At 67.6% G+C, this 19,942-nt stretch carries 18 protein-coding genes; 2 read left to right on the forward strand and 16 right to left on the reverse strand.

Features of this window, described 5'->3' with window-relative positions; all coding sequences use genetic code 11:
* Nucleotides 1-183 precede the first annotated feature (183 nt).
* The 9 genes from FA740_RS06260 to FA740_RS06300 form a co-directional block, all read right to left on the reverse strand.
* Nucleotides 184-1,536 (reverse strand): MmgE/PrpD family protein, encoded by a 1,353-nt coding sequence (locus tag FA740_RS06260; RefSeq protein ID WP_136855926.1) that lies wholly within the window; start codon nucleotides 1,534-1,536, stop codon nucleotides 184-186.
* The gene (locus tag FA740_RS06265; RefSeq protein WP_136855927.1) at nucleotides 1,533-3,245 is read right to left on the reverse strand and encodes an acyl-CoA dehydrogenase family protein; all 1,713 of its coding nucleotides are present in this window, start codon (nucleotides 3,243-3,245) and stop codon (nucleotides 1,533-1,535) included. The genes FA740_RS06260 and FA740_RS06265 overlap by 4 nt, the downstream gene beginning before the upstream one ends.
* Nucleotides 3,242-4,078, reverse strand: a complete 837-nt coding sequence (locus FA740_RS06270) for an HTD2 family dehydratase (RefSeq protein WP_136855928.1) — start codon at nucleotides 4,076-4,078, stop codon at nucleotides 3,242-3,244. Before FA740_RS06270 ends, FA740_RS06265 begins: the two co-directional genes overlap by 4 nt.
* The gene (locus FA740_RS06275) at nucleotides 4,075-4,881 is read right to left on the reverse strand and encodes an HpcH/HpaI aldolase/citrate lyase family protein (protein WP_136855929.1); all 807 of its coding nucleotides are present in this window, start codon (nucleotides 4,879-4,881) and stop codon (nucleotides 4,075-4,077) included. The genes FA740_RS06270 and FA740_RS06275 overlap by 4 nt, the downstream gene beginning before the upstream one ends.
* Nucleotides 4,882-4,883: 2 nt before the next feature.
* Entirely contained in the window at nucleotides 4,884-6,047 is a 1,164-nt protein-coding gene (locus FA740_RS06280; protein ID WP_136855930.1) for an acyl-CoA dehydrogenase family protein, read from the reverse strand.
* A gap of 13 nt (nucleotides 6,048-6,060) precedes the next feature.
* Nucleotides 6,061-6,696 (reverse strand): 3-oxoacid CoA-transferase subunit B, encoded by a 636-nt coding sequence (locus FA740_RS06285; RefSeq protein ID WP_136855931.1) that lies wholly within the window; start codon nucleotides 6,694-6,696, stop codon nucleotides 6,061-6,063.
* On the reverse strand, nucleotides 6,693-7,358 hold the full coding sequence (locus FA740_RS06290) for a 3-oxoacid CoA-transferase subunit A (RefSeq protein WP_136855932.1): 666 nt from the start codon (nucleotides 7,356-7,358) through the stop codon (nucleotides 6,693-6,695). Before FA740_RS06290 ends, FA740_RS06285 begins: the two co-directional genes overlap by 4 nt.
* Nucleotides 7,351-9,330, reverse strand: coding sequence for a TRAP transporter permease (locus tag FA740_RS06295; RefSeq protein ID WP_211243651.1), 1,980 nt, complete (start codon nucleotides 9,328-9,330; stop codon nucleotides 7,351-7,353). Before FA740_RS06295 ends, FA740_RS06290 begins: the two co-directional genes overlap by 8 nt.
* Before the next feature lie 63 nt (nucleotides 9,331-9,393).
* Nucleotides 9,394-10,524 (reverse strand): TAXI family TRAP transporter solute-binding subunit, encoded by a 1,131-nt coding sequence (locus FA740_RS06300; RefSeq protein ID WP_136855933.1) that lies wholly within the window; start codon nucleotides 10,522-10,524, stop codon nucleotides 9,394-9,396.
* A 156-nt stretch (nucleotides 10,525-10,680) separates the two neighbouring features.
* Here FA740_RS06300 and FA740_RS06305 point away from each other — a divergent pair, with 156 nt between their 5' ends.
* Together FA740_RS06305 and FA740_RS06310 are read left to right on the forward strand one after the other, a co-directional pair.
* On the forward strand, nucleotides 10,681-11,607 hold the full coding sequence (locus FA740_RS06305) for a LysR substrate-binding domain-containing protein (protein WP_136855934.1): 927 nt from the start codon (nucleotides 10,681-10,683) through the stop codon (nucleotides 11,605-11,607).
* A gap of 119 nt (nucleotides 11,608-11,726) precedes the next feature.
* Nucleotides 11,727-12,902, forward strand: a complete 1,176-nt coding sequence (locus tag FA740_RS06310; protein ID WP_136855935.1) for a CaiB/BaiF CoA transferase family protein — start codon at nucleotides 11,727-11,729, stop codon at nucleotides 12,900-12,902.
* Here FA740_RS06310 and FA740_RS06315 read toward each other — a convergent pair.
* From FA740_RS06315 to FA740_RS06345, 7 genes are all read right to left on the reverse strand, one after another.
* Nucleotides 12,853-14,232: a hypothetical protein gene (locus FA740_RS06315; RefSeq protein WP_136855936.1), complete on the reverse strand. Its 1,380-nt coding sequence runs from the start codon at nucleotides 14,230-14,232 to the stop codon at nucleotides 12,853-12,855. The two genes, FA740_RS06310 and FA740_RS06315, sit on opposite strands and share 50 nt — an antisense overlap.
* A gap of 68 nt (nucleotides 14,233-14,300) precedes the next feature.
* Nucleotides 14,301-15,062, reverse strand: a complete 762-nt coding sequence (locus FA740_RS06320; protein WP_136855937.1) for an enoyl-CoA hydratase/isomerase family protein — start codon at nucleotides 15,060-15,062, stop codon at nucleotides 14,301-14,303.
* Nucleotides 15,059-15,916, reverse strand: coding sequence for a MaoC/PaaZ C-terminal domain-containing protein (locus tag FA740_RS06325; protein ID WP_136855938.1), 858 nt, complete (start codon nucleotides 15,914-15,916; stop codon nucleotides 15,059-15,061). The genes FA740_RS06320 and FA740_RS06325 overlap by 4 nt, the downstream gene beginning before the upstream one ends.
* Nucleotides 15,900-18,011, reverse strand: coding sequence for an acetate--CoA ligase family protein (locus tag FA740_RS06330; protein ID WP_136855939.1), 2,112 nt, complete (start codon nucleotides 18,009-18,011; stop codon nucleotides 15,900-15,902). Before FA740_RS06330 ends, FA740_RS06325 begins: the two co-directional genes overlap by 17 nt.
* Nucleotides 18,008-19,159, reverse strand: coding sequence for a thiolase (locus tag FA740_RS06335; RefSeq protein ID WP_136855940.1), 1,152 nt, complete (start codon nucleotides 19,157-19,159; stop codon nucleotides 18,008-18,010). Before FA740_RS06335 ends, FA740_RS06330 begins: the two co-directional genes overlap by 4 nt.
* A complete protein-coding gene (locus tag FA740_RS06340) occupies nucleotides 19,156-19,521 on the reverse strand; it encodes a Zn-ribbon domain-containing OB-fold protein (protein WP_136855941.1) in 366 nt (121 codons plus the stop codon). The genes FA740_RS06335 and FA740_RS06340 overlap by 4 nt, the downstream gene beginning before the upstream one ends.
* Nucleotides 19,518-19,940 carry a PaaI family thioesterase gene (locus FA740_RS06345; protein WP_136855942.1) on the reverse strand — a complete coding sequence of 141 codons (423 nt, stop codon included), beginning with the start codon at nucleotides 19,938-19,940 and terminating at the stop codon, nucleotides 19,518-19,520. Before FA740_RS06345 ends, FA740_RS06340 begins: the two co-directional genes overlap by 4 nt.
* Between the last annotated feature and the right edge of the window lie 2 nt (nucleotides 19,941-19,942).

A 19,942-nucleotide genomic window follows, 5' to 3' on the forward strand; every position in this document is an offset into this window, starting at 1 on the left:
GGGTTGGTGTCCTGATGCACGTCATCGGTGACGACGACCTTGGTAGACTACTCTCTTTTACAGCAATCTTGTCGTGTGGGTTGATCGACATTTCTACATTGGCCAGACCGCTCCTCGATCCGTCCGCTTTGACACGGTCCTGCACATTGCAGTCGATCTCGCACTTTATCGGCATGAGCACCTTCATAGGCCTCTGCATTGGTTGGGTTTGGAGTTGAGGGCCAAGGTGAGGGGGTGCTTCAACGCCGTCACATAAAATGAAAGGTCCGCCGCGTCAGCGAGGTCAGTGACGGCACGTTCCAGATCTTTAGCCGAGGCGTCACCCAGCAAGCTTGCCGACTTGGCTTGCAACCGCTGTTTCAAAACCTCTGTCTTGATAGGTGCCGTAATATTACGATGCGCCTCGTATCGGTCAGCGTCCCGCGTTTCGATAACGACCCGCGCCTCGGTTTCCGACAGGGAAGAGTCGCCGGTAACCACCACCCGATCGCGTAGTGCTGTCAGCATAGGGTCGGCGCAGGCGGCGTCGCTATACGTCTCAAGCGCTGCCGTGTCGCACCCGGCCAGCGACATCGCGGCGGTCAGACGATAGCTGAACTTGGCCTGCAATCCGTGGACGGGGGAGGGTTGATTGCAGACCGCAAGCCAGGCTGGGTTGGTCTGCACATGGACCGCGACGATCCGGCCCGCCGTCACACCCGCATCCCTCAGATCCTGCAGGGCCTCGAGCATCGCGTGCAGCCCGTGGCAGCAGGCATGGAACTTGTACGAGATGTCGGGAAAGACCCACGTATGCCCCAGATTGTCGAAGGCCCGATCGTTTCCCGCGCCCGCATGGGTCGGGCCGAACCCCTGCACACCATCAATCGCGTCCGGCAGCGACCTGACCCCCGCTTGCGCCAGCAGTGCCGAGGTCACCCCGACCTCGGCCGCGAAGCCCGCATTGAGAGGCTTTCCCATGCTGCCGAACTGACTTTTCAGCCCGGCGGCACGGGTGGACGTCAGGCACAGCGCATGCGCGACCTGATCGCGGGTCAGCCCCAGAACCCGACTGGCAGCGGCGGTGGCGCCGAAGGCGCCCGAGGTTCCTGTCTGGTGAAATCCCGCCAGATAATGCGCCCGGCCCAGCCACGCGCCGACCCGGCAGGCGGTTTCCAGCCCGATCGTTAGCGCATTGAGAAAGTCGCACCCCCGGATATTCTCTCCCAAGGCTAGGGCCGCCGGGATGACTGCGACGCTTGGATGGCCGATATGGCCGAAATGGGTATCGTCATAATCCAGCGCGTGTCCTGCCGCGCCATTGGCCAGCGCGGCGGCGCGCGGCGTGGCGTTGCCGCCTGCCAGCAGCAGGGCCGCGCCGCCTTCGGCCCGGGCAAGCGTTGCTGCGGCCTGCGCGACGGGTTCGTTCCGACCGGCGATGCCGACGCTGGACCAGTCAAGCAGCGACATCCCGACGAAGCGGCGCATCCGGTCGTCCGCCGCGACCGGGCCGGTTGCAAAGGCGGCCAGACGGTCGGCGATGCCCCCCCCGCTCATGCGGATGCCTCATGCGCCGGCGCATCCGGGTCGATGCCGGCGCGGGCCAGAAGGCCCGGCAGCCAGTTGGGCTCTGCCTCGGGTGGGGCCAGCGGATCGCGGGCGGTCAGGCGGTGCGCAAGGACCATGCGCGACAACCGCGCGCGATCCTGCGCCTGCACGGGGTCGAAGGCCCGCAGCCGATCCGCCTCCCACGCCAGAAACGCCGCCGATGTCACATGATAGAGGGCGGAAGCCGCCCGCCGCACTTCGGGGCCGGCCTCATCCGACACCGCGGACACCAGCGCCATCGCTTGGTTAAGGGCTGCGGTGATTTCCGGTGACTGCCCCGACAGGCCGCGCAGATATCCGTCCAGCGCCTGAAACCCGCCATCGCGCCGGGCCGCGCGCATCACGTCGAGGGCGACGATATTGCTGGTCCCCTCCCAGATCGAGCCCAGATGGCTGTCGCGCAGCACGCGGGCATCCGAGAATTCCTCGATATAGCCGCAGCCACCCCTGACTTCCATCGCATCGCCCGCGACCTTTCGCGCGTCGCGGCAGGTGCGGAACTTGATCAGCGGCGTCAGAATGCGCAGCACCGGGGCCATCGCCGCGTCGCCTTGGTCGGCAGCCGCAAGGACGCGCGCGGTGTGAAAAACCATGCTGCGGCCCTGTTCGGATGTCACAAGCATCTTTGCGAGCTGCCGACGCATCAGCGGCATCTCGATCAGCGCCTGCCCAAAGGCGCGGCGATGGCGCGCGATGAACAGCGCCTCGGACGTGGCGCGGCGCATCAGGCCCGCGCTGCGCACACCATTGGCCAGCCGCGACATGTTGATCATGTCGGTCATCTGTCGGAACCCCTGCCCCGGATCGCCCACCAGCCAGGCGAATGCGCCGTCCAGTGCCACCTCGCCCGAGGCCATCGAACGCGTGCCCATCTTGTCCTTCAGCCGCAGGATCCGGATGGCGTTCGGCGTGCCGGCGGGCAGATCGCGCGGCACCAGAAACAGCGACAGCCCCCGCGTGCCCTGACCTTCGCCGTCGGGCCGGGCCAGCACCATCGCCAGCGCCGCGTCGGGGTTGGAGCAGAACCACTTGTCGCCATGCAGCCGCCACTGGCCGTCCTGCAACCGCGCTTGGGTCGTGATGGCGCCCACGTCCGACCCGGCCGCCTGTTCCGTCATGAACATGGCCCCCTGCAGCAGCGCGTCCATATCCTGCGAGGTCAGTCCCGCCAGATAGCGGTCCTGCAGGTCCGTGCTGCCGAACCGGCGCAAGGTGCGGGTCAGCGAATCCGTCATGCTGAGCGGGCAGCACAGGCCGAATTCGGCCTGGACGAACAGATAGACCAGCGCGTATTTCGCAACCGGATGTGCAGCGCCGGCCAGCCCGAACACGCCGGCACGATGCGACATGGCGGCCAGCCCGAACTGTGAAAAGGCGATGTCCTCCATCTTGCGATAGGCCGGGTGCTTGTCGATCCGCTGGCGGGGCGCGCCTGTGCGGTCGCGGATCTGCAGCACCGGGGGGTTGCGGTCGGCGGCCAGGGCCAGTTCCTCCAGCCGGTCGCCGACCAGATCGCCCATCCGGTCCAGTTGCGGCAGCAGGGCCGACCGCTGATCGCCGGGCAGATAGATCTGCATCAGCGCGGCCAGGGCCGGGTCGGCGCGATAGGCGTTCTGTCCCCGGCTGTCGGGGACGTTGCTTGGCGGGGTCTGGGTCATGGATGATCCTGAGGGGATGTGAGCCGGCTGGCGCGGGCCTCGAAACTGGTCTGTCCGTCGGATTTTTCCAGCCACAGGCGGTCGTCCTGTTGACGGATGCGCGCGGCCTGACCTGCAATCAGGGGCGCCAGACCGCGATATTCGACGTGGATTGCCCGACTTGCCAAGGCCTTGGCCGCCGTGTGCATCAGCAGCGTCGCCTGAAGCGGGCCATGCACGACCAGCCCCGCATAACCTTCGGTGCCGGTGACATAGGGGTGGTCGTAATGGATGCGATGCCCGTTGAACGTCATCGCGGAATAGCGAAACAGCATGACCGGGTCGGCCACAAAGGCGCCTTGCATCGCGCTGCATGGGCCGGGCGCGGGCGGAGGCGGGCCGGCCGGGCGATAGACGATGTCGTGGCGTTCGCTGATGCACAGCTGTCCGGCGACCGAGTGGCGATGCTCGACCGATACGAAGACCAGCGGCCCGCTGCGTCCCTGCCGAGGCGTGACCGCACAGATGCGAGAGTCGCGCTGGACGCAATCCCCGGCGGACAGGGGCGCATGAAAGCTGACCGCGCCGCCGGCCCACATGCGGTTGGGATAAGGCACCGGCGGCAGAAAGCCCCCGCGCACGGGGTGGCCGTCGGGGCCCAGTTCGTCAGACGCAACGGCGGGCGGCGACAAACACCAATGCAGGCCAAGCGGCGCATGGCCGTCATCGGCTGACAGCAGGTTGCCGAAGGTCGCGCGAAAGCGCCGCAGCAGTCCGGGCGTCACCATGTCCTGGGCGGTCTCCTGCCGGCCGATCCATCCGGCAAGGTGGTCGATGTCGATGTCATCGGTCATGGCGCCACCCCGGCGCGCTGAAGAATGCGCCGCGCGCGGGCGATGACGGGCGTGTCCACCATCTCGCCATCGACGGAGATTGCGGCCACGCTACCCGAGGCCGCCACGATGCGTTCGGCCCATGCGACCTGATCGGGGTCGGGCTGAAACCCGGCCCGCGCCGGTGCGATCTGGCGCGGATGGATCAGAAGCTTGCCACCAAAGCCCATCCGGGCCGCATGCTGCGCGTCCTCGGTCACGGGTGCGGGATCGTCATGAGTCACGGTGACGCCGTCGATCGGTGCCGGCCGCCCCGCCAGCCGCGCCGCCTGCGCAATGCGCGATCGCACCGGCAGCAGCGTCATCGCGCTGTTCGCGCAGGCCAGATCCTCGCAGAAATCGATCGAGCCGAAGGCCAGACGGTCGGCAACCAGCGCGATCTCCTCCACCCAGGCAAGGCCTGCGACTGTCTCGATCAGCGCGATCACGGCCACCCCGTCGCCAAGCGCCGCCCGCAGCGCCGCCACCTGATCGGGGCTGTCGGCCTTGGGCAGCATCACGCCGTCGAACCCCGTGGCGCGGGCAAAGGCCACGTCGTCGTGATACCACGGCGTGCCGACCCCGTTCACCCGCAGCAGCAGCCGCACCTGCGAGCGGTCGGGCAGCGCGGTCTGCGGGATGCGGCGCACGGCGGACTTCATGTCAGGGGCGACTGCATCCTCGACATCGATGATCACGCTGTCCGTGCCCGCCGCGCAGGCCTTGGCAAAGCGGTCGGGCCGGTCGGCGGGAACGAACAGCGGAAAGCTGAGACCATGATCCATGGTCAGAAGCTGCGCGGCAGGCCCAGCACATGCTCGGCCAGATAGGACAGGATCAGGTTGGTCGAGATCGGCGCCACCTGATACAGCCGCGTCTCGCGGAACTTGCGCTCGATGTCGTACTCCTGCGCGAAGCCGAAGCCGCCAAAGGTCTGCATCGCGGCATTCGCCGCCTCCCACGAGGCATCGGCGGCCAGCAGCTTGGCCATGTTCGCCTGATCGCCCGCGGGCAGTTGCGCATCGAAGCGGCGGCAGGCCTCGAACCGCATCAGGTTCGCGGCCTCCAGATGGGCATAGGCGCGCGCCAGCGGAAACTGGATGCCCTGGTTCTGGCCGATGGGCCGGCCAAAGACCTCGCGTTCGGACGCATAGGCCGCGGCCTTGTCCAGAAACCAGTAGCCGTCCCCGATGCATTCGGCCGCGATCAGGGTCCGCTCCGCGTTCAGCCCGTCTAGGATATAGCGAAAGCCGCGCCCCTCCTCTCCGATCAGCGCATCGGCGGGGATGTCCAGATCGTCGAAGAACAGCTCGTTCGTCTCGTGGCCGACCATGTTCGCGATGGGCTTGACCTGCATGCCGCGGCCGATGGCCTGATCCAGTTCGACCAGGAACACCGACAGGCCGTCCGCCTTGCGCGTCACCTCGGCCAGGGGGGTCGTGCGCGCCAGAAGGATCATCAGGTCGGAATGCTGCACCCGGCTGATCCAGACCTTCTGGCCGTTGATGACGTATCGGTCGCCCTTTCGGGTCGCCGTCGTCCGCAGCTTGGTCGTGTCCGTACCGGTCGTGGGTTCGGTCACGGCCATCGATTGCAGCCGCAATTCGCCGCTGGCGATGCGTGGCAAAAACCGGGCCTTCTGATCGTCCGATCCGTGGCGCAGAAGCGTGCTCATGTTGTACATCTGGCCGTGGCAATGACCGGCATTGCCGCCCGCGCGGTTGATCTCCTCCATCACGACCGAGGCTTCGGCCAGCCCCAGCCCCGAGCCGCCATATTCCTCGGGGATCATCGCGGCCAGCCAGCCGGCGCGGGTCAGCGCGTCGATGAAGTCTTCGGGGTAGGTTTCGGCGGCGCCATGCTTGCGGTGATATTCGGCCGGGAATTCGGCACACAGGCCCCGCAGGGCCGCGCGCAGATCGTCATGGGTGTCGGGGGCGCTGGTGCGCATGGCATGGTCCCTTTCAGGTCGTGATGGATGCGCCGGTCACCGAGCGGAGGTGGTCGAGGTCGATGCCCGGGGCCAGGTCGCGCAGCCGAAAGCCCTGGGGCGTGATGTCCAGAACCGCCAGATCGGTATAGACGCGGGTCACGACACCCAGTCCCGTCAGCGGATAGGTGCAGCGTTCCAGCAGCTTGGGTGATCCGTCGCGGTCGGTATGGCGCATCATCACGAGGATCGTCGGCACCCCCGCGACCAGATCCATCGCGCCCCCCACGGCGGGCGGGAACTTTTCGTCCAGCGTCGCCCAGTTCGCCAGATCGCCATTGCAGGCCACCTGATAGGCACCCAGCACCGCGATATCGATATGCCCGCCGCGCATCATCGCGAAACTGTCGGCATGTTCGAAATAGGACGCACCCGGCGCGGGGGTGACGAACCGCTTGCTGGCATCGATCAGCTCGGGGTCCTCCTGCCCCTCGGGCGGGGTAGGGCCGACGCCCAGAATGCCGTTCTCGCTGTGATAGATCACCTCGCGGCCCTCGGGGACATGGGCACTGACATGGGTCGGCTTGCCAATGCCCAGATTGACGTAAGAGCCGTCGGGAATGTCCAGCGCCACGCGGGCGGCTAGTTCGGAATCGCTCCAGCCGGTCATGGGCGCACCTCGTATTGGGTGACGGCCTGGACGAAGATGCCCGGCGTCACCACGGTTTCGGGATCAAGGGGGGTGTCTTGCACGGCCCGCACCTCGGCCACGGCATGACGCGCGGCCATCGCCATGACCGGATTGAAATTCCGCGCCGTCGCGTGATAGGACAGGTTCCCCCAAGGGTCGGCCCGCTCGGCGCGCAGCAGCGCGAAATCGGCAGGCAGGGGTGCCTCGAGGACATAGCCGCGCCCGTCGATCATGCGCGTCTCCTTGCCTTCGGCCAGCAGGGTGCCATAACCTGTGGGAGTCAGAAACCCGCCCAGACCCGCGCCCGCCGCGCGGATGCGTTCGGCCAGCGTGCCTTGGGGCACCACCTCCAGCGCGATCTCGCCCGCCTCATAGCGCCGCTCGAACCAGATCGAGCCGGGCGAACGGGGATACGAACAGATGACCTTAGCCACCCGCCCCTCGCGCAGCAGGGTGGCGATGCCGGTTTCCCCCGCACCCGCATTGTTCGAGATGATCGTCAGCTCGCGCGCACCGTGATCCAGCAACGCGGCGATCAGGCCGAAGGGAATACCAGATGAGCCGAACCCCCCGATCATGACCGACGCGCCGTCGGTGATGGGTGCCACGGCTGCGGCAAGGTCGGGCAGGCGTTTATCCATGAAGACCTCCTTCGGCGGTCGCCTTGCGGCGGTTCAGGGCCAGATTGAGCGCGATGACCACCAGCAGAACCGCAGCGCCGATCAGGCTGGTGCGCCATTCGGGCACGATGATGCCGATCCCGCCGGCGGCAAAGGCCACGCGGCTGAGGATGCCGATGCGGCCCACGCCATAGACCCAGGCCTCGAAGGCGGCGGTGATCGCCCAGATGGCGATCAGCGTCAGGCCGACCCGCTCGATGATCTGCACCGCGCTGCCCTCCATGATCAGGGCAGGGTCATAGACGAAGATGAACGGCAGCACGAACAGCGGCAGACCAAGGCGCATGGACCGGAATCCCGTCTCCATCGCATTGGCGCCGGCAAGGTTCGCCGCGGTGATCGCGGCCAGCGCAACGGGGGGCGTGATATAGGACAGCATGCCCCAGTAGAGGATGAACAGATGGCTGGCCAGCGGGTTCAGCCCCGCCTGGATCAGCGCCGGCGCCAGCAGGATCGACAGGAAGATGTAGCAGGCCGTGACCGTCATCCCCATGCCCAGAACAAAGCTGGTCACCGCCCCCGCCAGCAGCATCAGCGGGATGCTGCCCCCGGCATACAGCAACAATTCGCGCGAGAAGGCGCCCGCCACGCCGGTATAGGACAGCCCGCCCACGACCAGTCCGATGCCCGCCAGAATGGCGACCAGGCTGCCGACATTCGTGGCCACGTCCAGCACCAGCTGCCGCGCGCGGGCCAGCGTCAGCCGGGTCTCGGCCCGGAACGCCGTCGCCACCAGCATGACCACCGACGCGTAATAGGGCGAGCGCGATTCCATCCGCAGCCCCATCAGCACATAGATCAGCACCGCCAGGCTAAGCAGGTAGGGCCAGCCCGATTTCAGCACCGGCCAGATCGGCGGAATGTCGGCCCTCGGCAGGCCCTTCAGCCCCTGTCGCGCCGCATACATGTCGACCTGAAACAGCAGGGCGGCATAGAACAGCAGCGCCGGAATGATAGCCGCGATGATGATGGTCGAATATTGCACCCCCAGGAACGAGGCCATGACGAAGGCCACCGTGCCCATCACGGGGGGCATCAGCGTGGCCCCGGTCGAGGCGCAAGCCTCGATCGCCGCGGCATAGCTGGCCGGATAGCCCACCCGCCGCATCGTCGGGATCGAGAACGGCCCCGAGGTCAGGATGTTGGAAATCACGCTGCCCGACAGCGACCCCAGGATGCCCGACCCCATGACCGCGACCTTGGCGGGACCGCCCCGGCTGCGCCCCAGCAGGGCGGTCGCCAATTGCATGAAGAACTCGCTGCCCTTGGTGGCCACCAGAACCGCGCCGAAGATGACGAAGCCGATGACCAGTTCGGCCACCACCTGCATCGGGATCCCGATGATGGATTCGACCCCCAGCACATGGGCGCGCACCGTGCCCAGGAACGAATATTGCGTGCCCCACAGGAAACCGGGCATCGAATCCGCGTAGAGGGGAAAGGTCCCGAACAGCAGCGCGGTGCCCAGAAGGATCGTGCCGCCGGCGCGCCGCACGCCCTCCAGCACGACGACGATCATGATCAGCGCCATCGCATGGGCCATTGGCGGGGCCTCGAATTCCCAGCCCCGCTGGATGATGTCCAGCCCGTGCCAGCCCAGCCACCCCGCGCTGATCAGGGCCATCGCCGCCAGCGCCAGGTTCAGGACCGCGAACCGATTCTCGAGGTTCGGCGCGACGGGCAGGGTCAGGAAGGACACCGCCAGGAAGATCCCGATGAGATAATACAGATAGGCATTCCCCAAAGGCTGAAAGCCGAACAGCCCCAGCAGGAACTGCTGGTTGATCGCCAGGACCACACCCACCATTCCCAATCCCATCGCCAGCCATTGCAGGATCGACAGCTTCGAGGCGGGTATGACCGGAGGGGCCAGCCGGGGCGGCGCCGCGCCGGCAGCGTTAGGGCCGAGGTCTGTCTTGGGCGTGGAAACCATGATCCGTCCTGATCTGACAAGAACGCCCCTCCGGCGCGGGATGCGCCGGAGGGGCTGGGGGCTTCAGTTCAGGCCGGCCACGACCTCGGCACGGCGTGCCATCCAGGCCTCGGCATATTCCGCCTCGGGCAGATCGGAATGGGCGGGCTGGAACTCGGCCCATGCGGCGACAAGCGCATCCATGCGGGCGATGGCGCGGTCATTCCAGGCGCCGTCCTCCTCGGTCCAGATGCCCTTTTCGGTCAGATAGCGGATCGCGCCGTCATGGAAGGGCACGTCGATGGCGGGCTTGCCCGAGACATCCAGCGACCAGCGTGCCATCGTGGCGGTGCCGTCCTTGTAGAGGTCATAGGTCTCGTCCAAGGCCTTGATGAAGGCATAGACCTCGTCATCGGTCTTGTCAGGCGTGGTGGTGATGACCGGATAGCGATAGGCGGCCATCTTGGCGATCTCGCCCTCGGGCAGGCCCGCGGCGATATCCTCGTCCGAAGGCCCCATGATCGGCAGCACCTCCAGCAGCTGATCCCAGCCCGCCTGGTTGTCGGCCTCCAGCGGGACGTAATAGATGCCGCGCGGGCTTTCGGCCAACTCATACAGCTGGCTGGTCGTGGGCGTGGTGCAGGTTGCATCCGATTCATTGCGCGTCATCGATGCCATGGCCGCCGCATAGGTCGGGAATGTGATGACCTGCACATCCTCCAGCGTCAGGCCGCCGAAGGCCAGGATCGCCTCGCATTTCACGTTGACCGAGGGGTTGCCGGCCACGAAGGCGATGCGCTTGCCGGCAGCATCGGCGACCGTGTCGATCCCCGCATCGCCCGCCGCGATCAGCGTGATGCCCGCCGGCCGCCCCGCGACGGCGCGCAGTTGATGCGGCCCCCATTCCTGCACGGCAAAGTCATAGGCCCCCTCGCCCATGAAGAACGCCTCGGTCGCCAGGAACGCATAATCCGCGCGGCCCTGCAGCAGGGGCTGCAGCCGTCCGATGCCGCTGCCCGAGGGTTGGATGCGCACCCGCGTGCCGAACTGACGCCCGAACGCATCCGCGATGGCCGAGGCCTCGGCATAGCCTGCTGAGCCGACATCATAGGCGGTCCAGATCATCGTGCCGGGCAGTTCCTGCGCGGCGGCAGGCAAGGTCCCTAAGGTGGCGGCCGCCGCGAATGCGGCGCCCAGATAGGTTCGTGTGGCCATGGTGTCCTCCCTGGCGGTGCTGCTGCGCCCCTGCCGGCCGATCTCCTCAAATCGGGTGTTCCGGCGCGGGCGCCTGTCCTTGCCGGTCAGCGTGGAAGAGTGCTAGCCATGTTGCAAATGCATTCTAGCTATATCAGCGATACCTTGGGGGCATGAATGGACCTGCGCCAGCTTCGGAACTTCATCCGGATCGTCGAACTGGGCAGCATCACTGCCGCGGCCGATGACCTGAACATCGCGCAGCCTGCGCTGAGCCGGCAGGTCAAGGCGCTCGAGGACGATCTGGAACTGCCGCTTCTGCGTCGGCACGGTCGCGGTGTCGTCCCCACCGAGGAAGGGCTGCGCCTTGCCCGCCGTGCCCGCAGCATCATCGAGGATGTCGAGGGGCTGCAATCCGACATCACCGGGCACAGGCGCGCGCTTGCGGGGACCGTGACGCTCGGCCTGCCGCCCACCGTCGCCGAGATCCTTGCCACGCACATGATCGAACGGACGATGCAGACCCATCCCCAGGTCAAGCTGCGGATCGTCTCGGGGTTCAGCGGCCATGTGCAGGACTGGCTGATCCGGGGCAAGGTCGATCTGGGCGTGGCCTATCAGGGTCAGACCTCGGCCCATCTGTCATCGCGGCCCATCATCATCGAACAGCTTTTCCTGATCCAGCCCGCCGCCGCGTCGGGCGGGCGCGACGGCGTGCCGATCGACGCCAGCGATGCGCTGTCGCTGCCGCTGATCCTGCCCAATCCCGAACACGGCCTGCGCGGCCGGATCGAGAGCATCGCGCAGGACCGCATGATCAACCTGAACGTCGTGCTCGAGATCGACATCCTTCCGACCATGCTGGCCTTCGTGGAGCGGGGTCTTGGCTACACGATCCTGCCTCTGGTCAGCGTCATCGACCATGTGCGCGCGGGGCGCCTGATCGCCCGTCCCATCGTCCGGCGCACGATCGATCGCAAGCTGGTGCTGATGACCGCGCTGAACCGACCTGGCTCTCGGCTGATCACGGCAATGGCCGATTTCCTGACGGATGAGGTGCATCAGCTGGTCACCTCGGGCAATTGGCCCGGGACGACCCTGTAGGCGTCATGCCCTGCTGGCATGTCTGAAATTGGAAATAGGTCTTGGCAGCATGACCGGTCCCCGATCTATGTTTTCCGTCAACGGGTTCCCGTCCGGGGCCTTTGTACAAGGGAGACAAGATGGACGACCGCCCGTTGTCCGGCCTGTTGGTCGTATCGATAGAACAGGCCGTGGCCGCACCCTACTGCACCGCGCGCCTGGCCGATGCCGGCGCCCGCGTCATCAAGGTCGAGCGCCCCGAGGGCGACTTCGCGCGCGGCTATGACCGCGCCGCTGCCGGCGAAAGCAGCTATTTCGTCTGGCTGAACCGGGGCAAGCAGTCGCTGGTGCTTGACCTGACCCTGCTCGCGGATCGCGAGATGCTGCAGCGCATCTGCGACGATGCCGATGTAGTGGTGCAGAACCTCAAACCCGGTGCGCTGGATCGCAAGGAGATCGGCCCCCAGGCCCTCAGGGCGCGCAATCCCCGCCTGATCACCTGCTCGATCAGCGGCTATGGCGAGACCGGACCTTTGGCCGACCGCAAGGCCTATGACCTGCTGATCCAGGCCGAAAGCGGTCTGTGCAGCATCACCGGAGGGCCGGACGAACCGGCCCGCGTGGGCATCTCGGTCGTCGACATCGCGACCGGCGCCGCGGCCCATGCCGCCATCCTCGAGGCGCTGATCGCGCGGGGGCGCCACGGCACGGGCTGTGACATCCGCATCTCGATGTTCGACGTGATCGCGGACTGGATGGCGGTGCCGTTCCTGCACGCCGCCGGCGGGGCAAGCCCCAAGCGGATGGGGCTGTCCCATCCCTCGATCTCGCCCTACGGGGTCTTTGCGCTGCGCGACGGACAGAAGGTGCTGATCTCGATCCAGAACGACCGCGAATGGGCAGGCTTTGCCCGCGACATCCTGGGGCGTCCCGAACTGGCCCTGGATGGCCGCTTTGCGACGAACAACGACCGCGTCCGCAACCGGGCGGCGCTGGACCTACTGATCGCAGACATCATGCGCGACCACCACAGGGACCGGATGGCCGAGATGCTGCAGCAGGCGGGCATCGCCTTCGCCGCCTTGAACGACATGGACGGCCTGATCGCGCATCCGCATCTGGCCACCGCGCGGATCGACACGCCCGATGGACGGACGGTACCCCTGCCCGCCCCCGCCGCGCGGTTCGACGGCCGACGCCATGTCCTGCGCGCCGGGATGCCGATGCTGGATCAACACGGACCCGCGATCCGCGCGGAATGGGCGCTTAGATCAGACCCGACAGCATCAACCCCGCCAGAAGCGCGCACCAGATAAGCAGCACCGCCGCCGAATAGGCCCCGTTCCACAGGGGCCCGATCTGCCAGACCGATCGGCCCGTGATCGACGCACTGATGATGATCGTGGTGATGAAGGGGGACAATCCGATCACGGCGGTCCAGCCGCCGGTGATGGCCAGGGCGATCGCCGTTTGCGACAGGCCCGGCACGGCCAGTTGAAAGGCGATCGCCCCCAGAACGGACGCCGCCACGATGGGATTGATGCCCACGAAGGCCAGCAGCATGATCGATGCCGCCAAAGACAGGGCCAGCGGCACCGCCCCCATCCCCAGACCCGCGATGGCCATGCGCAGCGGCTCCATCGGCACCAGCGCCAGCAGCAGGATCGGCAGGAACCCCGCCGAGGCGAAGACGCCGATCTCGGGTCCGATCAGGGACAGGCGGCCCCAGGTGGCGCCGCCCGCCTCGCGCAGCGCAGGCAGCACGCCCAGACCCGACCGGCGTCCCGACGCGGCCGCCCATCCGATCGAATAGGCCGGCACGACCAGGATCAGGGCCTGCTGAAAGCTGAGCGTGGTGAATTCGTGAACGCCCGCCACCCCCGCCCCCAGGGCAAGGATATGCCCCAGCAGAACCACCGCGCCGATCCATGAACCGGGTGGTGGCGTGGGCGTGGCCAGCCCAAGGCGGCGATAGCGCCGACCCTGCACCCGGTCCAGGACCCATCCAAGCGCCAGAAAGACGAAAGACATCGCAAACCCGATTGGGCCGAACTGGACATAGGAAATGCCGGGCAGCGTGATCAGGATGGCATTGGTCGCAAAGCCGAACGGCGACCACAGCGAGATCAGCCCGAAGCCGCGGATGATCGCAAGGCTCATCCGGCGCAGACGTGCCTCCTGGATGTCGGGGGGCAGGTCGTGCGTCGCGGGGCTCTGCATCGACCGCATCGCCAGATCCAGCAGCAGCGCCAGCCCCCCGAAATTGATCAGCACGCCGAACAGATGCCCTCCCGAGGCCAGCGCGACATAGCGCCGCCAGGCCGGCTGACTGGTCAGGAACAGACCGGCACGGGCGACCTCGGGCGCGACCGAGGCGGCGGATCGCAGCGTGCCCAGCATGGCGATCAGGGCGGCAAGGAACAATGCCCGCTCGGCCGCCAGCAGAAAGACGGACCCCGGAACGCCGCGCTGCAGGGCCAGGATCAGCACCCCGACCGACATGATGATCGGCACCCAGGTGCCGAGGCTAAACTGCCGCCAGGCAAGCGCAAGATATGCCACCAGCGCGACGCTGGCCGTCAGCGTCAGCGCCGCATGATCCACGACGATCATCGCCAGCGCGGCAGCCATGACGAATGCGGCCAATCCCCGCCGACCTAGAGCGGCGCGATCGGTTGCGGGTGTCACGCGAAGGGCGGGGGGCGGGCGCGTTCTCAGACCCCCCGGAAACGGGGCGCGCGCTTGTCGCGAAAGGCGGCGCGGCCCTCGGCGGCGTCCTGGCTGTTGAGCAGCCCGGGCTGGATGGTCTGTTCGTAATCTAGGGCGGCGGCGACATCGCGGGCGAACCAATCGATGATGAACTGGCGCGGCAGGGGAGCGGCGTCGGCCTGCTGCCGGGCGGTCGCGACGGCGATCTCCAGCGCCTGACCGGGATCGCAGAGATGATCGGCGATGCCCATGGCCTGCGCCTCGGGGCCCTCGATCACGCGGTTGTCCAGAAGCAGCTGCCGGGCGCGCACCGCGCCCACCCGTGCAGGCAGGGTCGCCAGCATCCCCATGTCGGGGATGAGTCCGATCCTGGTGAAGCTGGCGGTGAACCGCGCCTGCCGCGACGCGATGATCGTGGGACAGGCCAGGGCCAAAGCGAAGCCGCCGCCTGCTGCCCAGCCCTCGACCGCGGCGACCAGAGGCTTGGACAGGCGCACCATCCGCAGCACCAGATCGCGGATCGTCGCGAACCGATCGCGATGCGCCGCCATGCTGCGTTCGCCCTGATCGCGGATGTCCCCCCCGGCCGAGAAATGCCCCCCCGCCCCGGTCAGCACGACGCCACGCACGGAATCGTCGGCCTCGGCCATGGCCAGCTGCGCCAGCAGGTCCAGTCGGGCCGCGTGGCCCACCGGATTGCGGCGCGCCGGCTCATTCAGGGTGATGATCAGCAGACCCTCATCGGTCCGGGCGGTGGTTATGGTCATGAGCCCTCGCGATGCTGAAAGAGACCGTTTCCGATGACGATGACATCGCGTTCGACCGCGCGGGTGCGAAACGAGCCGTCGGCCCAGATCTCGGTCCGCAGCGTCTCTCCGGGAAAGACATGCGCGGTGAATCGTGCATCCATGGCGCCGAACCGGCTGTCGTCATAATCGCACAGGACCGCCAGAAGCGCATGCGCCGCACAACCGTAACTGCACAGCCCGTGCAGGATCGGACGAGGAAACCCGGCGCGCGCGGCCACGGCAGGGTCCAGATGCAGCGGATTGGGATCGCCGTTCCAGCGATAGAGCAGCGCCTGTTCCGGTCTGGTCGGCGTGTCGAAGACGTGATCGGGCGCCCGGTCGGGCAGTTGATGCGGGGCGCGAACCGGCTCGGACGCGCCCCCGAACCCGCCATCGCCCCGCAGGAAGGTCGTGCCGCGACATGTGGCCAGCACCGCGTCGTTTTCGTTCGCGATGGTCTTTTCGCTGTAGAGCAGCGCGCCCCGGCCCGGCCCCTTGTCGATCAGCCCGGTCACGCGGGTCCGTGCGGTGATGCGCCCCCGGGGCGGCAGGGGCCGGTGCAGCGTCATGCCCTGTTCACCATGCACGACCTTCAGCGCATCCACGCCCGTGGCAGGGTCGGCCAGCCAGAAGCCGGGATGACCCAGGACCGTGGCGATGGAGGGCATGGCCCGCGCCTCGCCCGCAGCGCCCAGATAGGCCAGGCGGCGCAGGTCCATCGGATCCTGCCCCATCCCGATCGACAGCGCGTAAAGCGCGATATCGGCGGGACCGTAATCCTGCGTGACGGGCGGAATGGCATAGGTCAGAAGATGGTCAGGATCGATCGGCATCGGGTTCTCCATCCTGGGTCAGCTCGATGACGGCATCCAGCGCGAATGCCCCGTCGGGCAGCGCCAAGACCGGGTTCAGATCGACCGAGGCCAGCCGTGGCCCCGCAGCCGCCGCAAAGACCGACAGCCGCGACAGCATCCGGGACAGCGCGTCCAGATCGACGGGCGGCTGCCCGCGTGCGCCCTGCAGGATCGCGGCCCCCCGGATCGACAGGATCATCTGGCGCGCGGTCTGCGCGTCGAACGGACAGGTGCGCACGGCCACGTCGTTCAGCAGCTCGACGAAGATGCCGCCGAGGCCGAAGACGGCCACCGGACCGAAGTTGGGATCGCGATGCACGCCCATCAGGCATTCCACGCCCTGGGGCATCTGCCGGGCCACCAGCACGCCGTTGATCCTGGCGTCGGGAACATGAGTCGCCGCGGCCTGCTGGATCTCGGCATGAGCCTGCCGCACCGCATCCGGATCGTGCAGGTTCAGCCGGACAGCGCTGATATCGGACTTGTGCAGGATGTCCGGCGACAGGATCTTCAGCACCACCGGGTAGCCCAGGTGCTCGGCCGCGCGCACCGCCCCGTCCGCATCGGCGACCGCCCGCTCGGGGGTCGAGGCGATGCCGAATTCGGAAAGCAGCGCCTTGGATGCGGCCTCGTCAGGGGTCGTGGCGGGCAGCGCGATTGCCGGCCCGGGGTCGGGCCGCGACGTCGGGGCCGGAGGCTCGGCCATCCGCAGCACGGCGTCGAGCGCCCGTGTCGCACGGCAGGGGTCGTCGAAGACGAGGATGCCGGCCTGATCATAGCGCCGCAGCACCTCGGGGGGGCCAAGCGCGCAGAAGGCGATCAGCCGGTCGGGATAGGCCCGACGCAGCGGCAGGATTGCCTGCAGGATCCGGTCCGACATGGCCGGGCTGCCCGCCACATAGGTCAGAAAACACAGGATCGCACCATAGCCGCCATCCTCTAGTGCGGTGCGGGTAAAGGTCTCCAGCAGGGACGGATCGTTCAGCGCCTGCGCGGTGCAGTCCAGGGGGTTGGCGGGCGCGCAATAGGGCAGCACCTGTTTCAGCCGGGCCTGCGCCGCATCGGGCAAGGCGGGCATGGGCAGGCCGATCCGCTCGGCCTCGTCGCTGATGACGATGCCCGCGCCGCCGCTGACAGTGATGACCCCAAGCGAGCGGCGCGAGGGCCGCACTCCGCCCGAGGCGGCATAGGCGATGTCCATCATCGATTGAGGATCGCGCAGCATGATCGCACCGTGTTCGCCCAGAACCGCGTCGGCCACGACCGCATCCCCGGTCAGCGATGCGGTATGCGAGGCCGCCGCCCGCGCGCCCACCTCCGAGCGCCCGGATTTCAGGACCAGGACCGGCTTGCCCGCCGCACGCGCCGCGTCCAGCGCGTCCAGCAGCGCGGGGGCGTCGTTCACGGCCTCCATATAGGCGCAGATCACGCGGGTGCCGTCATCCTCGGCCATCCAGCGGATCGCATCGGACACGGTGATGTCGGCCTCGTTGCCGGTGGTGATCAGGACCGAACATCCCAGACCCCGGTCCCGCGCCAGCGCACCCAGATGCGCCCCGAAGGCCCCGGACTGGCTGGCGATGCCGATGCTGCCCGCGATCGGCAGGCCCGTGTCCAGAGACGAGGAAAACGTACCGTAATAGCCGATCCCCACATTATAGATGCCCAGGGTGTTCGGCCCCAGCAGCCGGACACCGACACGCCGCGCCAAGGCCAGCATGTCGCGCTGCGCCTGATCGCCCTCATCGCCTGTCTCGGCGAACCCTGCCGAGAACAGCGTCGCCGCCTTGCAGCCCCTGCGTCCCAAGGCTTCAATCGTCTCGGGCACCAGCGCTGCCGGGACCGCGATCAGCGCGGCATCGGGCGCCTCAGGCAGGGCGTCGATATCCGGGTAGCAGGTCAGCCCCTGCACAATGTCGCGCTTGGGATTGACGGGCAGGATGCGGCCCTTGAACCCCGCCCGCAGCATCGCGGCGATGGGCCGCCCGCCGATCCGCGTCACATCATCGGATGCCCCGATCACCGCGACGGCGCGCGGCGCGATAAGCCCGGCCATGGTCGAGGGCAGCGTCACAACGCCACCTCGGAGCCCAAGATGGCGGTGCATTGGCTGGACAGGGTGCCGCCATTGCCGTGGCAGAGCGCCAGGTGACAATCCACGACCTGACGTTCGCCCGCCGCGCCGCGGATCTGTGTCACCGCCTCGGCGATCAGGAACAGGCCATACATTCCGGGATGCACGCAGGACAATCCGCCGCCATTGGTGTTGACGGCGAGTCCGCCGCCAGGTGCGATATGACCGCCCTGGACGAAACGCCCGCCCTCGCCCTTGGGACAGAAGCCCAGATCCTCAAGGAACAGGATCGTATTGATGGTGAAGGCATCATAGAGCATCACCAGATCCAGATCGTCCAGCCCGACGCCCGCCATCGCCAGAGCGCGCGGGCCGCTGTCGACCGCCGCTGTCGTCGCCAGATCGGGCATCTGCGCTATCGAGCGGTGATAATTCGCAGCCCCCGCACCCATGAAATAGACGGGCCTCTCATGCAGGTCGCGCGCCCGATCGGCACGGGTCAGCACGATGGCGGCGGCCCCGTCCGTCACCAGACAGCAATCGGCCTTGCTGAGCGGGTCCGAGACCATCCGCGACGACAGGACTTCGTCGCGGGTCAGAGGACCGCGCGCGAAGGCGTCGGGATTGAGGTTCGCCCAGCCCCGCGCGGCCAGCGCCACATCGGCCAGATCCTCGCGCGTCGTGCCGTATTGCGCCATGTGCCGGCTGGCGGCCAGGCCATAGGCGGTGATCGGGTGGCGGGGGCGATAGGGCGTCTCGTGCCATTGCGGCTCGGACATCGAGACCAGCTTGCCGCCCGCCGTCCGCTGGTTCGAGCCGTAGCAGATCAGCGCGGTGTCGCAGAGCCCCGCTTCCAGCGCCATCGTCGCCTGCAGCAGATGCAGCTCGAAGCTGGAGCCGCCGACATTGGTGCCGTCGAAGAACCGCGGCCGCAGGCCCAGATATTCGGTGACGCTCATGGTCGGAAAGGCATGGCTGCTGGTCGCGGCAAAGACACCGTCGATGTCGGACATCCGCAGGCCGGCATCCGCCACGGCCGCCACCGCCGCCTGGCCCAGCAATTCCATCGCGGAAAAGCCAGGTGCGGCCCCCATTCCCGCCAGCCCCAGGCCGACGATGGCGGAGGCGCCCCGATAATCGCGGCTCATGATGCGTCCTCCAGAAGGTCGAAGACGACACGGGGGCCGTCAGGGGCATCCTCGATCCGTGCCTTGACCCGCGCGCCGATCGGGGCGGTCTCGACCGCCGGCAGGGTGGACATCATCCGCACCCCTTCGTCCAGGTCGACCAGGGCGACATTGTGCGAACCGTCCCCCCCCCGGTTCACCGTGATCGCGTAGAGGGTGCCGGTGCCCTTGGCCTCGACCCAGTCCAGATCGGTCGCCCCCGAGGGTGCCAGCACGCGCGGATAGAACACATGCTCGCCCGTCATGGCGGATCGCTGGATCATGAAACGGCCCTGGGCCAGATGGGATTCGAATGTGGCCTGCGGGCCGTTCGGGGTGGTCATGTGGTCTCCTCTCGCGTCTCTTTCCAGCGCATCAGCAGATGGGTCTGGGTGGTCACGCCCACGACCTTGCCGTCGCCGCGCGTCAGCGTGGTCTGCAGCACCATCGTCGTGCCGCCGACATGCAGCGGCACGCAGCGGGCGGTCACGATGTCGCCCAGCCTGACGGCGCGCGTGAAATTTGTCTTGGCCTCGATGGTGGTGTTCGTCATCTCGGGCGGGCTGTTGATGAAGGCGGCGCTGCCGGCGGCATTGTCAGCCAGCGTCATCAGCGCGCCGCCATGCAGCACGCCGTTGCGGTTGGCCATCCGGGCGGTCACCTCCATCCGGCAGACCACCTCGGCGGGGGTCGCGATGTCGATCCGGATGCCCAGAAGTTCTGCGAAGGCCGATTGCGGCGGCATCTGGTCGGGACTGCGCATCC

Source organism: Paracoccus hibiscisoli, from assembly GCF_005048265.1.
GTDB classification, from domain to species: domain Bacteria; phylum Pseudomonadota; class Alphaproteobacteria; order Rhodobacterales; family Rhodobacteraceae; genus Paracoccus; species Paracoccus hibiscisoli.